Origin of the sequence: Klebsiella sp. 7-CIP_Kleb. (genome assembly GCF_050378655.1) — a bacterium.
Lineage (GTDB): Bacteria > Pseudomonadota > Gammaproteobacteria > Enterobacterales > Enterobacteriaceae > Klebsiella > Klebsiella quasipneumoniae.
Genome location: NZ_JBNRLJ010000003.1, coordinates 140,453 through 155,064 on the forward strand (window position 1 = coordinate 140,453; position 14,612 = coordinate 155,064).

At 59.1% G+C, this 14,612-nt stretch carries 14 protein-coding genes; 10 read left to right on the plus strand and 4 right to left on the minus strand.

Annotation, left to right across the window (positions count from 1 at the left end):
* Nucleotides 1-267 precede the first annotated feature (267 nt).
* From srlA to gutQ, 7 genes are all read left to right on the plus strand, one after another.
* Nucleotides 268-831, plus strand: a complete 564-nt coding sequence (gene srlA / locus ACQUTI_RS14140; protein WP_004205677.1) for a PTS glucitol/sorbitol transporter subunit IIC — start codon at nt 268-270, stop codon at nt 829-831.
* Complete coding sequence (srlE, locus tag ACQUTI_RS14145; RefSeq protein ID WP_108450897.1) at nt 828-1,808, plus strand: PTS glucitol/sorbitol transporter subunit IIB; 981 nt, start codon at nt 828-830, stop codon at nt 1,806-1,808. Before srlA ends, srlE begins: the two co-directional genes overlap by 4 nt.
* Before the next feature lie 13 nt (nt 1,809-1,821).
* Entirely contained in the window at nt 1,822-2,184 is a 363-nt protein-coding gene (srlB, locus tag ACQUTI_RS14150) for a PTS glucitol/sorbitol transporter subunit IIA (protein ID WP_004205674.1), read from the plus strand.
* A 12-nt stretch (nt 2,185-2,196) separates the two neighbouring features.
* Nucleotides 2,197-2,976, plus strand: coding sequence for a sorbitol-6-phosphate dehydrogenase (srlD, locus tag ACQUTI_RS14155; protein ID WP_002914815.1), 780 nt, complete (start codon nt 2,197-2,199; stop codon nt 2,974-2,976).
* A 154-nt stretch (nt 2,977-3,130) separates the two neighbouring features.
* Complete coding sequence (gene gutM / locus ACQUTI_RS14160; protein ID WP_043521291.1) at nt 3,131-3,490, plus strand: transcriptional regulator GutM; 360 nt, start codon at nt 3,131-3,133, stop codon at nt 3,488-3,490.
* A 66-nt stretch (nt 3,491-3,556) separates the two neighbouring features.
* Nucleotides 3,557-4,330, plus strand: a complete 774-nt coding sequence (gene srlR, locus ACQUTI_RS14165) for a glucitol operon DNA-binding transcriptional repressor SrlR (protein ID WP_004205671.1) — start codon at nt 3,557-3,559, stop codon at nt 4,328-4,330.
* The gene (gene gutQ / locus ACQUTI_RS14170; RefSeq protein WP_004205670.1) at nt 4,323-5,288 is read left to right on the plus strand and encodes an arabinose-5-phosphate isomerase GutQ; all 966 of its coding nucleotides are present in this window, start codon (nt 4,323-4,325) and stop codon (nt 5,286-5,288) included. The genes srlR and gutQ overlap by 8 nt, the downstream gene beginning before the upstream one ends.
* Here gutQ and norR read toward each other — a convergent pair.
* On the minus strand, nt 5,251-6,801 hold the full coding sequence (gene norR / locus ACQUTI_RS14175; protein ID WP_043521289.1) for a nitric oxide reductase transcriptional regulator NorR: 1,551 nt from the start codon (nt 6,799-6,801) through the stop codon (nt 5,251-5,253). The two genes, gutQ and norR, sit on opposite strands and share 38 nt — an antisense overlap.
* 188 nt (nt 6,802-6,989) lie before the next feature.
* On the opposite strand from norR, the gene norV reads away from it, so the two are divergent.
* Nucleotides 6,990-8,438, plus strand: a complete 1,449-nt coding sequence (gene norV / locus ACQUTI_RS14180) for an anaerobic nitric oxide reductase flavorubredoxin (RefSeq protein WP_043521287.1) — start codon at nt 6,990-6,992, stop codon at nt 8,436-8,438.
* The gene (norW, locus tag ACQUTI_RS14185) at nt 8,435-9,568 is read left to right on the plus strand and encodes an NADH:flavorubredoxin reductase NorW (RefSeq protein ID WP_043521285.1); all 1,134 of its coding nucleotides are present in this window, start codon (nt 8,435-8,437) and stop codon (nt 9,566-9,568) included. Before norV ends, norW begins: the two co-directional genes overlap by 4 nt.
* 842 nt (nt 9,569-10,410) lie before the next feature.
* On the opposite strand, the gene ACQUTI_RS14190 is transcribed toward norW, so the two are convergent.
* Together ACQUTI_RS14190 and ACQUTI_RS14195 are read right to left on the minus strand one after the other, a co-directional pair.
* Complete coding sequence (locus tag ACQUTI_RS14190; protein WP_004205666.1) at nt 10,411-11,358, minus strand: hydroxyacid dehydrogenase; 948 nt, start codon at nt 11,356-11,358, stop codon at nt 10,411-10,413.
* Nucleotides 11,355-12,050: a hypothetical protein gene (locus ACQUTI_RS14195; RefSeq protein ID WP_004205665.1), complete on the minus strand. Its 696-nt coding sequence runs from the start codon at nt 12,048-12,050 to the stop codon at nt 11,355-11,357. The genes ACQUTI_RS14190 and ACQUTI_RS14195 overlap by 4 nt, the downstream gene beginning before the upstream one ends.
* A 166-nt stretch (nt 12,051-12,216) precedes the next feature.
* Between ACQUTI_RS14195 and ACQUTI_RS14200 the strand changes: the two genes are divergently transcribed.
* Nucleotides 12,217-12,933: an IclR family transcriptional regulator gene (locus ACQUTI_RS14200; RefSeq protein ID WP_017899643.1), complete on the plus strand. Its 717-nt coding sequence runs from the start codon at nt 12,217-12,219 to the stop codon at nt 12,931-12,933.
* Nucleotides 12,934-12,972: 39 nt separating this feature from the next.
* Here ACQUTI_RS14200 and ACQUTI_RS14205 read toward each other — a convergent pair whose 3' ends face one another.
* A complete protein-coding gene (locus ACQUTI_RS14205) occupies nt 12,973-14,307 on the minus strand; it encodes an MFS transporter (RefSeq protein ID WP_114508477.1) in 1,335 nt (444 codons plus the stop codon).
* Between the last annotated feature and the right edge of the window lie 305 nt (nt 14,308-14,612).

Consider the following 14,612-nt stretch of genomic DNA (forward strand, 5'->3'; position numbering starts at 1 on the left):
TTTAACAAATTCAGCAAGGGATAATTATGGTAAAGCATGCGACGACCAACAAGAAAGCGACAATCCGTTTGTAGACAAAATAGTCCTTCACCGCCCCCTTCCCTGCATGCTGTCATGCCCCTCGTTATTTCATCCTCTTAGCGCCAATCTTTCAAAATAAAATATTTATCTTTCATTTTGCGATCCATTTAACACTTTAAAACCTTTCAAAATGATTAAAATCAGCCTGCAGTTAGCAAGAAAAATAACATGCTGAAGGAGAGAACAATGATTGACGTCGTGACCCACGGCGCGGAGTGGTTTATCGGCCTGTTTCAGAAAGGCGGCGAGGTGTTTACCGGCATGGTGACCGGGATCCTCCCCTTGCTGATCAGTCTGCTGGTGATCATGAACGCGCTGATCAACTTTATTGGCCAGCAGCGGATCGAAAAACTGGCGCAGCGCTGCGCCGGGAACCCGATCTCCCGCTACCTGCTGTTGCCCTGCATCGGTACCTTTGTGTTTTGTAACCCGATGACCCTGAGCCTGGGCCGCTTTATGCCAGAGAAGTACAAGCCCAGCTATTACGCGGCGGCGTCCTATAGCTGCCACTCAATGAACGGTCTGTTTCCGCATATCAACCCCGGCGAACTGTTCGTCTATCTCGGCATCGCCAACGGCCTCACCACCCTCGGCCTGCCGCTCGGTCCGCTGGCGGTGAGCTATCTGCTGGTCGGGCTGGTGACCAACTTCTTCCGCGGCTGGGTTACCGACCTGACCACCTCGATTTTCGAGCGAAAAATGGCGATTCAGCTGGCTCAGAAAGTGCATCTGTCAGGAGCGACATCATGACCCGGATTCGTATTGAGAAAGGCACCGGCGGCTGGGGCGGCCCCCTTGAACTCGACGTCGTCGAGGGCAAAAAGATCGTCTATATCACCGCCGGCACCCGCCCGGCGATCGTTGACAGCATCGCCAGCCTGACCGGCTGGCAGGCGGTGGACGGTTTTAAAGAGGGCGAACCGGCGGAAAGCGACATCGGCGTGGCGATTATCGACTGCGGAGGCACCCTGCGCTGCGGGCTCTATCCCAAGCGCCGCATCCCGACGGTGAATATCCATGCCACCGGCAAATCGGGGCCGCTGGCCCAGTACATCACAGAAGATATCTACGTCTCCGGCGTCAAGGAGGAGAACATTCAGCGCATCGCGACCGGCGGCACGATAGCTCCCGAGCCACCGGCGGAGAACAACCGCGCGGGTCGCGACTACGACGCCAGCAAAAAGATCACTGAACAGAGCGATGGCCTACTGGCGAAGGTCGGGATGGGGATGGGCTCGGTGGTGGCGGTGCTGTTCCAGGCCGGACGCGACACCATCGATACGGTGCTGAAGACGATCCTGCCGTTTATGGCCTTCGTCTCGGCGCTGATCGGCATCATCATGGCCTCCGGCATCGGCGATTGGATCGCCCATGGCCTGGCGCCGCTCGCCAGCCATCCGCTGGGTCTGGTGACCCTGGCGCTGATCTGCTCCTTCCCGCTGCTGTCGCCGTTTCTCGGCCCCGGCGCGGTTATCGCCCAGGTGATTGGCGTACTGATCGGCGTGCAGATCGGCCTCGGCAATATTCCGCCGCACCTCGCCCTGCCGGCGCTGTTCGCCATTAACGCCCAGGCCGCCTGCGATTTTATCCCGGTTGGCCTGTCGCTGGCCGAAGCTCGCCAGGATACCGTGCGCGTCGGCGTGCCGTCGGTGCTGGTCAGCCGCTTTTTGACCGGCGCGCCAACGGTACTGATCGCGTGGTTCGTTTCCGGATTTATTTACCAGTAAGAGGGGCCAGAACATGACCGTGATTTACCAGACCACCATTACGCACATCGGCGCCTGCGCGGCGATGGCGCTGGAAGAGCAAATGCTGATCACCTTCCGCGAGGGCGCCCCGGCGGATATCGAAGCATATTGCTTTATTCACAACCACGGCGAGCTTGCCGGTTCGCTGCAGCCGGGTGCAGAGCTGCAGCTTGGCGAGCTGCGCTACCCGGTGACCGCCGTCGGCGACGTTGCCGAGCAAAATCTGCGCGAGCTGGGCCATATCACCCTGCGCTTTGACGGCCATCGCGACGCGGAGTTTCCGGGGACCGTCCACGTGGCGGGCCCGGTGCCGGACGCCATTGCGCCCGGCTGCGTACTGAAATTTGTTGCTTAACAGGAGAGAAAGATGAATCAGGTTGCTGTTGTCATTGGCGGTGGGCAAACCTTAGGAGAGTTTCTGTGCCGCGGGCTGGCCGCCGAGGGCTACCGCGTGGCGGTGGTCGATATTCAGAGCGAAAAAGCCAGCCGCGTCGCCCAGGAGATTAACGCTGAATATGGCGAAGGCATGGCGTATGGCTTCGGCGCCGACGCCACCAGCGAGGCCAGCGTCACCGCGCTGGCCCATGGGGTGGATGAGATTTTCTCGCGCGTCGACTTGCTGGTGTACAGCGCCGGCATCGCCAAAGCGGCGTTTATTAGCGACTTTGCGCTGGGGGATTTCGACCGCTCGCTACAGGTCAATCTGGTGGGCTACTTCCTCTGCGCCCGCGAGTTCTCGCGGTTGATGATCCGCGACGGCATTAAGGGACGCATCATTCAGATCAACTCGAAATCCGGCAAAGTCGGCAGCAAGCACAACTCCGGCTACAGCGCGGCGAAGTTCGGCGGCGTCGGGCTGACCCAGTCGCTGGCGCTGGATCTGGCGGAATACGGCATTACCGTACACTCACTGATGCTCGGCAATCTGCTGAAGTCGCCGATGTTCCAGTCGCTGCTGCCGCAGTACGCCACCAAGCTCGGTATCGATGAGAGCGAGGTCGAGCAGTACTACATCGACAAGGTGCCCCTGAAGCGCGGTTGCGAATATCAGGATGTGCTGAACGTATTAATGTTTTACGCCAGCCCGCAGGCGTCGTACTGCACCGGTCAGTCGATCAACGTTACCGGCGGTCAGGTGATGTTTTAAAGGGATCCCGGATGGCGCCGCGCTTATCCGGGCTACAAAACTGTAGGTCGGGTAAGGCGTTAGCCGCTACCCGACGAAAAGGCACCGCGGATCGCTCGGGTTAGGCGCTCGCGCCACGACCCGGGTTGTTCCCGCCCCCCTTAAGGAGATACCTATGGTTACCGCATTAATCACCATCGCCGCCATCGCCTGGCTTACCCAAATGGCCTTTGGCGGCTGGCAGATCCGCCGTTTCAATCGCGCTTTCGACAGCCTGTGCCAGCAGGGTCGGGTGGGGGTCGGCCGCTCCGCCGGACGCTTTCAACCGCGCGCCATCGTCGCTATCGCCGTTGATGATGACAACCGCATTTGCGACACGCTGCTGATGAAAGGCTTCACCATTTTCGCCCGTCCGCAAAAAATCCCCACGCTGGACGGCAAACATATCGCGGAATTGCAGCCTGATGTGATCTTTCCCCATGATCCGCGCTGTCAGAATGCACTATCATTAGCGCTTAATCCGAAACATGGATAATTTCGTTGTAAAAGTAAATATCTTGCGAAATTATCACTTCGAAACTTAAACGCAGGATAGACGCCTATGAAACCACGTCAGCGCCAGGCAGCCATTCTCGAGTTCCTGCAGTCGCAGGGAAAATGCTCGGTCGAAGAGCTGGCGCAACATTTCGATACGACCGGCACCACCATCCGTAAGGATCTGGTCACGCTGGAAAACGCCGGCACCGTCATTCGCACCTACGGTGGCGTGGTACTCAACAAGGATGAAGCCGATCCGCCGATCGATCATAAGACGTTGATCAACACCCATAAGAAAGCGCGCATCGCCGAAGCGGCGGTGCGTTTTATTCATGATGGCGACTCCCTCATCCTCGATGCCGGCAGCACGGTGCTGCAGATGGTCCCGCTGCTCAGCCGCTTCAATAACATCACGGTGATGACCAACAGCCTGCATATCGTCAATGCCCTTGCCGAACTGGATAATGAACAGACTATCCTGATGCCCGGCGGCACCTTCCGCAAAAAATCGGCCTCCTTTCACGGCCAGCTGGCGGAAAACGCTTTCGAACAGTTCAGTTTCGACAAGCTGTTTATGGGCACCGACGGCATCGATCTGAACGCCGGCGTCACCACCTTCAATGAGGTGTATACCGTCAGCAAGGCGATGTGCAACGCCGCCCGCGAAGTGATCCTGATGGCCGACTCGTCAAAGTTTGGCCGTAAAAGCCCCAATATTGTCTGCGGCCTGGAGCGCGTGGATAAACTGATTACCGATGCCGATATTGACCCTGCATTCCAGCGGGCGCTGGAAGCCAAAGGCATAGAAGTCATCATTACTGGAGAACATCATGAGTAACTTTTTATTAGAGGCCGGACGCCAGACCCTGATGCTGGAGCTACAGGAGGCGAGCCGCCTGCCGGAACGCCTGGGCGATGACTTCATCCGCGCGGCGGAGACCATCATCCACTGCGAGGGCAAACTGATTGTCTCCGGTATCGGGAAATCCGGTCATATCGGCAAAAAGCTGGCGGCGACCTTCGCCAGCACCGGCACTCCGGCCTTTTTCGTCCACCCGGCGGAAGCCCTGCACGGCGATCTCGGCATGCTCGACGGTCGCGATGTGATGCTGTTTATCTCCTACTCCGGCAGCGCGAAAGAGCTGGATCTGATCGTGCCGCGGCTGGAGGAAAAAGGGATACCCCTGCTGGCGATGACCGGCAAATCCACCTCGCCGCTGGCGCTGGCGGCGAAAGCAGTGCTGGATATCGCCGTGGAGCGCGAAGCCTGTCCGATGCATCTGGCGCCGACCTCCAGCACCGTCAACACCCTGATGCTCGGCGACGCGCTGGCGATGGCGGTGATGCAGGCCCGCGGCTTCAGTGAAGAGGATTTCGCTCGCTCCCATCCGGCGGGGGCGCTCGGCGCGCGTCTGCTGAACAAAGTGCATCATCTGATGCGCCGCGACGACGAAGTGCCGCGCGTCGGTACAGACGCCAACGTCATGGACGCGATGCTCGAGCTGAGCCGCACCGGGCTCGGCCTGGTGGCGGTCTGCGATGAGGCCAACCGCGTGCAGGGCGTCTTCACCGACGGCGACCTGCGCCGCTGGCTGGTGGGCGGCGGCACCTTAAACGACGGCGTCACGCAGGCGATGACCCGCAACGGCGTGACGCTGCAGGCGGAGAGCCGCGCGGTGGAAGCCAAAGAGCGGCTGATGAAACATAAAATCAGCGCCGCGCCGGTAGTGGATGAAAACGGCCTGCTGGTCGGCGCCATCAACCTGCAGAACTTTTACCAGGCCGGGATCCTTTAAGCCCCAGACGTTTCGCCAGCCGGTGCAGGTTGGCGACGTCCAGTTCCAGCGCGCGGGCGGTCGCCGCCCAGTTGCCCTGATGCGCCGCCAGCGTGCGGGAAATCGCCTCGCGCTGGAAGTTATCCGTGGCTTCGCGCAGATTGACGTTGCCCATCGCCGGCGCCGCTGCCATCTCCTCGGTCGGCAACGTCGGCGCAGCCGCTGTAAACTGGAAATGCTGCGGCTCCAGTACTACGTCATCGCCAGCCTGGGTAGCCCGCGCCAGCACCACCGCCCGGTGAATGGCATGCTCCAGTTCGCGCACGTTGCCCGGCCACGACCACTGCTGCAGCCTGTTACGCGTTGCCTCACTTAAAATTACCCGCGCCAGCCCCATCCGCAGGCGGCACTGCTCGCAAAAATAGCCTGCCAGCAGCACCACGTCATTTTCCCGCTCGCGCAGCGCCGGAACCGACAGCGGGAAAACGCTCAGCCGGTGATAGAGATCGGCGCGAAAGCGCCCTTCCACCACCTCCTGGCGCAGATCGCGGTTGGTCGCCGCCAGCACCCGCACATCGACCCGCAGGCTGCGGTCATCGCCGACACGCTGAATATCGCCATACTGCAGGACGCGCAGCAGCTTCGCCTGCAGCGCCAGCGACAGTTCGCCGATTTCGTCGAGGAACAGCGTGCCGTTATCGGCCATCTCAAATTTGCCGCTGCGGTTGCTGATAGCCCCGGTAAATGCCCCTTTCACGTGACCGAACAGCTCGCTCTCCGCCACGCTCTCCGGCAGCGCCGCGCAGTTGAGGTACACCAGCGGGTTAGCCGCCCGCGGCGAACCCTGATGCACCGCCTTCGCCACCAGCTCTTTGCCGGTCCCCGTTTCGCCGCTGATCAGCACGTTTAAATCCGAGGCAGCGACAATCTCGATCTCTTTTTTCAGCTGCAGCATCGGCGCCGACAGGCCGATGAGCTCCTGGCGCTCCGGCTGCGGGTAATTCACCACCTGCGGCGGCAGGACGTTTTGCGCTTCAAGGCGGGCGATAAGCAGCGCGTTATTCAGCGCCCCGGCCACCAGGGCGGCGATCAGCCGCAGCTCTTCATCGCTGAAGCTGTCGAAGCGGTCGGCATCCATACCGTCAAGGGTCAGTGCACCGATCAGCGTTTGCCCGGCAAACAGCGGCAGCCCCACGCAGGCGTGAACCTTGAGGCTCTCCTGGCCGGGGATCAGGCCGTCATAGGGGTCCGGCAGGTCGCTGTCCGCCGGGAAGCGCACCACATCGCCGGCGCGGGCGATCGCCTCCAGCCGCGGATGCCCATCCAGCGCAAAGCGCCGGCCAAGCACATCCTGCGCCAGGCCATCAATCGCCAGCGGCACAAACTGATGGGCCTCATAGCGCAGCAGCGCCGAGGCGTCGCAGCCCAGGATCTGCCGCAGGGTGGCGATCAGGCGCGAAAAGCGGTCGACGTGACCGATATCGCTTTGTAAATCAATGGCGATTCTCGCCAGCGCCTCGACGGAAAAACTCATCATCGCTCCATTGTCATTTTGACAATCATCATAGTCATATCGACTATTTTAATCATTGTCATTTTGACAGCAACCAAAACCATAAAAAATTAAAAAACTGATAATTATCAATTAATTAAAAAACTGGCACGCAACTTGTAATACACCAGGCAACTGAGTTTAAACACACTGTATTGATTGAGGTTGCTATGTCTATTGTGGTGAAAAATAACATTCTTTGGGTTGGCCAACGTGACTGGGAAGTGCGTGATTTCCACGGCACCGAATATAAAACGCTGCGCGGCAGCAGCTATAACAGCTATCTCATCCGCGAAGAGAAAAACGTGCTGATCGATACCGTCGATCACAAATTCAGCCGCGAGTTCGTCCAGAACCTGCGCCGCGAAATCGACCTCGCCGACCTCGACTACATCGTTATTAACCACGCCGAAGAGGACCACGCCGGCGCGTTGACTGAGCTGATGATGCAGATCCCGGATACGCCGATCTACTGCACCGCCAACGCCATCGACTCCATCAACGGTCATCACCACCATCCGGAGTGGAACTTCCACGTGGTGAAAACTGGCGACACTCTCGATATCGGCAACGGTAAGCAGCTGATCTTCGTCGAAACGCCGATGCTGCACTGGCCGGACAGCATGATGACCTACCTGACCGGCGACGCGGTGCTGTTCAGCAATGACGCCTTCGGGCAGCACTACTGCGACGAACATCTGTTCAACGATGAAGTGGACCAAAGTGAACTGTACGAACAGTGCCAGCGCTACTACGCCAACATCCTGACGCCCTTCAGCCGCCTGGTGACGCCGAAAATTAACGAAATCCTCGGCTTCAATCTGCCGGTAGCGATGATTGCCACCTCCCACGGCGTGGTCTGGCGCGATAACCCGACGCAAATCGTCGAGAAATACCTCGAATGGGCGGCGGATTATCAGGAAGATCGCATCACGATTTTCTACGACACCATGTCCAACAACACCCGCATGATGGCGGACGCCATTGCCCAGGGGATCACTGAGGTCGACCCACGGGTGGCGGTGAAAATCTTTAACGTCGCCCGCAGCGACAAAAACGACATCCTCACCAATGTTTTCCGCTCGAAGGGCGTGCTGGTGGGCACCTCCACCATGAACAACGTGATGATGCCGAAAATCGCCGGGCTGGTGGAAGAGATGACCGGGCTGCGTTTTCGCAACAAACGCGCCAGCGCCTTTGGCTCCCACGGCTGGAGCGGCGGCGCGGTAGACCGCCTGTCCACCCGCCTGCAGGATGCCGGGTTTGAGATGTCCCTGAGCCTGAAAGCCAAATGGCGCCCGGATATCGACGCGCTCGAACTGTGCCGCCAACACGGTCGCGACATCGCCCGCCAGTGGGCCCTCTCCCCGCTGCAGGTTGCTGAAGCGACAGTCACGCCGGAACAACAGGACTGCGCCTGTGCCGCCGCCACGGCCGCCGATCTCGGTCCCATGATGCAGTGCAGCGTCTGCCAGTGGGTGTATGACCCGGCGAAAGGCGAACCTAACCAGGATGTCCAGCCGGGTACGCCCTGGAGTGAAGTGCCGGACAATTTCCTTTGTCCTGAGTGTTCTCTTGGCAAAGATGTCTTTGACGTCCTGGCGATGGAGGCAAAATGAGTGATGGTATCGTCATCATCGGCTCGGGCTTCGCGGCCCGCCAGCTGGTGAAAAATATTCGTAAGCAGGATGCCGAAATCCCGCTGACCCTCATCGCCGCCGATAGCATGGATGAGTACAACAAGCCCGATCTCAGCCACGTCATCAGCCGCGGACAGCACGCCGACGATCTCACCCTGCAAAGCGCCAGCGAGTTCGCCGAGCAGTACAATCTGCGCCTGTTTCCCCATACCTGGGTGAACGATGTCGACGCTGAAAACCATCGGGTGAAAAGCCTGGATAAGCAGTGGCGCTACGACAAACTGGTGCTGGCCACCGGCGCCACGCCGTTTATCCCCCCGGTGCCGGGCCGCGAGCTGATGCTGACGCTGAACAGCCAGCGCGAATATGGCGCCGCGCAGAGCCAGCTCCGCGACGCCAGGCGGGTGCTGATCGTCGGCGGCGGCCTGATTGGCTGCGAGCTGGCAATGGATTTCTGTCGCGCCGGTAAAGCGGTAACGGTGGTTGATAACGCCGCCAGCGTACTGGCGGCGCTGATGCCGCCGGAGGTCAGCAGCCGTCTGCAGCATCGCCTCACCGGGATGGGCGTCCATCTGATGTTAAAAACGCAGCTGGAAGGGCTTGAGCATACCGCCGACGGCATCCGCGTTAGCCTCGATCGCCAGCGCGTGATAACCGTCGATGCAGTGGTGGCCGCCGCCGGCCTGCGCCCGGAAACCTCGCTGGCGCGCCACGCCGGATTGCAGATTAACCGCGGCGTGGTGGTCAATAGCCAGCTGCAAACCAGCGACCCGGCGATTTACGCCCTCGGCGACTGTGCGGAAATCAACGGTACGGTACTGCCGTTCCTGCAGCCGATTTTACTCAGCGCCATGTGCCTGAGTAAAAACCTGCTGGCGCAGACGGGAGAACTGAAACTGCCGCCGATGCTGGTGAAGGTGAAGACCCCGGATCTGCCGCTGCATCTGGCCGGCGATACCCGTCGCGAGGATCTGACGTGGAACATCGTGGCCGCCAAAGAGGGGCTGGTGGCGAAAGGGCTGGATGGTGAGAAGCAGCTGCGCGCCTTTGTGGTCAGCGAAGACAAGATGAAAGACGCCTTTGCCCTGCTCAAACAGCTGGTGAGTTGATGACCTTCCAGGCAGCCCTGTTGCGCCGTTAGTTTGCCGGGTGGCGCTACGCTTACCCGGCCTACAGGATCCACTTACAGGCTCACACCCCGTAGGCCCGTGCAAGCGCAGCGCCGCCGGGCAAGATATCAGGCACGGTATCCTTGATTTCGCCGGGTGGCGGCTGCACCTTACCCGGCCTACAGCCCCAAATCACCGCTGGCGCTGGGGTCGCTGAAACTGCCGGTGCTGACGGCCTCAAAATCGCTGAGACGTTCCCGGAAGGCCGGGGCAGCCCGCATGGATGCGGGCTGAGGGCCGTGTTTTGCACGGACGCTGCCTCGGCCCGACCCGAAGCCTGCAGGGATAAGTCGAAGGGACCGCGCAGCGGCGATTTTGCTGGCCGGAGCCCGGGGGTACAGGGGGCGGCGGCGACTGGCCGCCCCCTGTGCGCTCCCTGCGCCATGAAAGACATAACGCAGAAGATTAACCGGGAGCGCAATGTACGCTGAAGTTACAGGCGACAGACGCTGTTGCCGGAGTGACAAAGTGGCATTCCGATAACCGTATCTGCAATACACGCAGCGCCGCCGGGCAAGCATTGATTACCTCCCACGCAGCCCTGTTGCGCGGTTATTTTGCCGGGTGGCGCTACGCTTACCCGGCCTACGGATGTAACCCGTAAGCTCAAACATTGTAGGCCCGCGCAAGCGCAGCGCCGCCGGGCAAGCGTTGATTACCTCCCACGCAGCCTGTTGCGCGTTAATTTCGCCGGCTGGCGCTATGCTTACCCGGCCTGCGGACGCCGCCCGTAAGTGCATAAGGGCAGAATAATTAACCGGGAGCGCAGGTTCGGTTAACACTTAATACGTTGTTTCTGTCTGAGCCAACTCCTGCAGCACCTGCAGAATGTTGGCCGCGGCGGCGGTCCCCATTTTCACGTAAGAGGCATCGCTAACGCCGCCCACATGCGGAGAGAGAATGACATTATCGATCGCCTGCCAGATATGCGGCGTGGTTAATGGTTCACTATTAAAACTGTCAAGCGCCGCCCAGCGCAAGGTCCCCGCTTTTAATGCCGCGGCCAGCGCCGCATCGTCAATCAACCCGCCGCGCGCGGTATTCACCAGGATGGCGCCCGGCTTACACTGCGCCAGCGTGGCGGCATTGATCATTCCCCTGTTTTGTTGCGTCAAAGGGCAATGAAGCGACAGCACATCGGCCTGCATGAGCAGCTCGCTAAGTTCAGCAACACGTTCACATTCCGGCGGAACCGCTTTCGCATAGGGATCGTAAGCCAGAACCTTCATGCCAAAGGCACAGGCAATCTTCGCCACCCGGCTGCCAATGGCGCCGAGGCCGATGAGTCCCAGCGTTCTGCCCTCAAGCTCAAGCGATTTATGCGTTGATTTATCCCAGTGCCCTTCGCGCAGGCGGCGATCAAGCGGAATGACCGACTTAGCACAGGCCAGAATTAACGCCCAGGTGTGTTCGGAAACCGCGGCGGCATTCGCCCCGGTCGCCGCGCGAACCAGAATGCCGCGTGCGGCAGCCGCCTCAACGTCAATGACATCGATGCCGCTGCCATGTTTGGCAATCACCTTCAATGCAGGGGCGGCATCCATAACGGCGGCAGTGATGTGGCCATAGCGCACCAGGATGGCGACGGGATTGTGCTGCTGGCACAGCGCGATCAGCTGGGCCTCTGTAGGCTGGCGGCCGGCAAAGACAAGTTCGTAATCTTCCAGCATCCCCAGCGCCGCGTCAGCCAAATCGCTGCCGGTAATCAGTATGACATTTTTAGCGCTCATGGCAGTGTCTCCCCTTCGCTCAGCATCCCCGCCTGACGCAGAGCGCTCTCCAGCCAGTGCGGACGAAGGTCGCCGTCGCGGATAGCAACCAGACGTTTTGATTCCATTTCCAGTTTACCTTTCGCCAGCTCGATGATAGTGCGGACTTCATCGCGCGGGATAACAACCACGCCGTCAATATCCCCTACCACTAAGTCACCTGCCTGCACCGCGGCGCCACCGACCGAAATGGCATGATTGACCCGGCCAGGAATGAACTTGGTGGGGCCGCACGGATTCAGGCCGGCTGCGAAAACCGGAAAGCGTTGTTTACTTAAGGTTTCCGCATCACGAACAGCGCCATCGATGACGATCCCGGCGATACCGCTGGCCTGCGCCTGCGTTGCCATGATCTCTCCCAGCAGCGCGCAGGAGAGATCGCCCTTCCCGTCGATGACCAGCACGTCGCCAGGTTTGGCGACGGCCATTGCGGCGTGAATAGCCAGATTATCCCCTGGGCGTACCTCTACGGTAATCGCCGGCCCGGCAACCGTCATATGCGGCGCCAGCGGCTTGATGCGGCCATGTAATGTGCCACGGCGTCCGGCTACGTCAGCCAGGATGGCGGCCTGAAATTCGGCAGCCTGACGGACCTCTTCCGCGTCAACACGCGCAATATCAAGATTGATGAGTTTCTGTTGTGAAGCAGGCATGGTGACTCTCCATTTGTTTTACTAGGTACAACTTGTGTGTACTATATAAAACAACTATACGAGCATTGCGTCGCTTTTCGCCAGTGTTGCGAAGTTGTTTGTGATGTAAACACGAAGTTACTCACAAAATTCAGGTACAATTTTGGTCGGCAAAAAGGAGAACATGATGGGGAATGAAGGCGTAATTGCCGTTGAAAAGGCGCTGGCTTTACTTGACTGCTTCCGTCCCGGTAATGACAGTCTGACGTTAACCGAGCTGGCCCAGCTTTCGGGATATCACAAAACAACCGTTTATCGCCTGATGAATTCGCTTGAGCGAATGAACTACATCATCCGGCACGACGATGGCACCTATACGCTCGGCCACCGTTTGCTCTATCTCGGCAAGCTCTATGAGCAATCATTTGAACTTGCCAGAGTCGTACAGCCGGAATTGCAGGCGCTGTCGCAGGCCTCCAGCGAAAGCGCAAGCTGGTATGTGATTGAGGGTGGGCAACGCCTGTGCCTGTTCCGCGCCGAAGCCTCCCAGGGATTACGCCACAGCAACCTGCCCGGCAGCCAGTTCCCGCTGGATGGTTCCGCTATCAGCAAGGTTTTACGCCACTGGGGATTGGGTGAATCGTTGCCGGAAGACGAACCGACGCTGCCGTTCTATACCTCCGGCGCGCGCGACCCGCACACTGCGGCCTTCGCAATGCCTGTTTTTGGCGTCCACGATAAACTGATCGCGGCGCTGGCCCTGACCGGGCCGGCATCGCGTCTGACGGAAGATCGTAAAACGAGCGGCATCAGCCAGCTCATGCAGGAGACGGCTAACCGCCTGTCGCTCAAGCTAGGGGCCAGCAAGCCTTTCTGCGAAACGTTTTACGGTGTGAAAGAGTAAGCTTTGCTGAGAAGGCGGGAAAAATCCCGCCTTTGCTTATTAATGGGTCACCTGTTTTTCCTGCCTGGCAGACTGCGAGTAACGGCGCCCCATCGCCAGCACCGCAATGCCGCCTGCCAGACACAAGGCGGCCAGCGGCAGCATCGCCAGCGTATAGCTTCCTGTCCGTTCGCTAATAATGCCATAGGCATTCACCATCACCGCGCCGCCAATCAGGTTGGCGATCGCGCCGATGGCCGCCAGCCCGGCGGCAGCTGACGTGCTGCTCATCCAGCCCGATGCCAGCGCCCAGAAGGGGCCCTTCGCCGCATATGCGCCAATCAGTATGGTACTGAGGATCATAATGGTGGCCGGCAGCGATAGATTGATAAATGCCGCGAACACGCCAGCCGCAATCATAAAGAGGGCAAGGGCCGTGTGCCAGCGGCGTTCATTATTCCGGTCCGAACTGCGTCCCCATACAATCATCAGCACCGAGGCCAGGCCATAGGGGATGGCATTCAGCAGCCCGGTGGTCAGGTTATCAAGATGGAACGACTTCAGCAGCTGTGGAGACCAGACGCTTAGCGTGGTGCCGGCAGAAGAAGCGCCAGCGTAAATCAGCGCCATAAGCCAGATCTGGCGATGCTTCAACAGTTGCCATGTCGTGGTGTGGCCGATCTGTGTCTGCTGTTGCCGCTCCGCCTGAAGGGTGTTTTCCAGCCACGTTTTTTGCCGCTCGGTTAACCAGCCGGCCTGGTGAGGGCGGTCGCGCAGAATAAAAAACGCGGCTATTCCCAGCAGTACCGCCGGCAGCCCTTCAATAATGAATAACAGATGCCAGCCACGCAGCCCTAACCAGCCATCCAGGGTCAGGATCAACCCTGAAAGCGGTGAACCGATAAAGTTAGCCAGCGGAATGGCCACCATAAAAGAGGCTATGATACGCGCACGGTAGCGCGACGGGATCCACCAGGTAAGATAAAGCACCACGCCCGGAAAGAAGCCCGCTTCGGCGGCGCCCAGCAAAAAACGGACGATATACAGTGAGGTCGTATTTTGCACCAGCGCCATACACATCGATACCACGCCCCAGCTGATCATAATGCGCGGCAGCCACAAGCGTGCCCCCACCTTCTGCATCGCCAGATTGCTGGGTACTTCAAAAATAAAGTAGGCCACAAAATACAAACTGCTGGCGAAACCAAAAGCCGCCTTACTTAGCCCCAGATCTTCATTCATCTGCAGCGCCGCCATGCCTATATTGCCCCGGTCAATAATCGACACCAGGTAGCTCACCACCAGGAAAGGCAGGATGCGCCAGATAACCTGTCGCATGGTCTCTTTTTCCAGCGCGTCGTTATCGGTCGCGCGGTTCGGTAATTGATCGGTCATGGTTTCCTCGCAGGGTTTCATTATGTTTATCAGGAAAACGATGTAGAGATGAAATACGTTACTTCAGCTTGATGCGTCCGTTTTGCCGCGCCCGAAGATCAGGATGGGCGGCTCGGGTTGCCATGGCGCTTCACGCTGTAACGCCAGCCACACGTTCTGACCGCAAGGTACGGTGCGCTAACGATCGCCATGAACACCTCACTCATTGTTGTACAATGTACAACCAAGTTTTATTTCACAAAACTACTATAACGAGGCTGCCGTGTTTTTATCCAGTTAACGAATGGTTTAAATGATGTAAATAA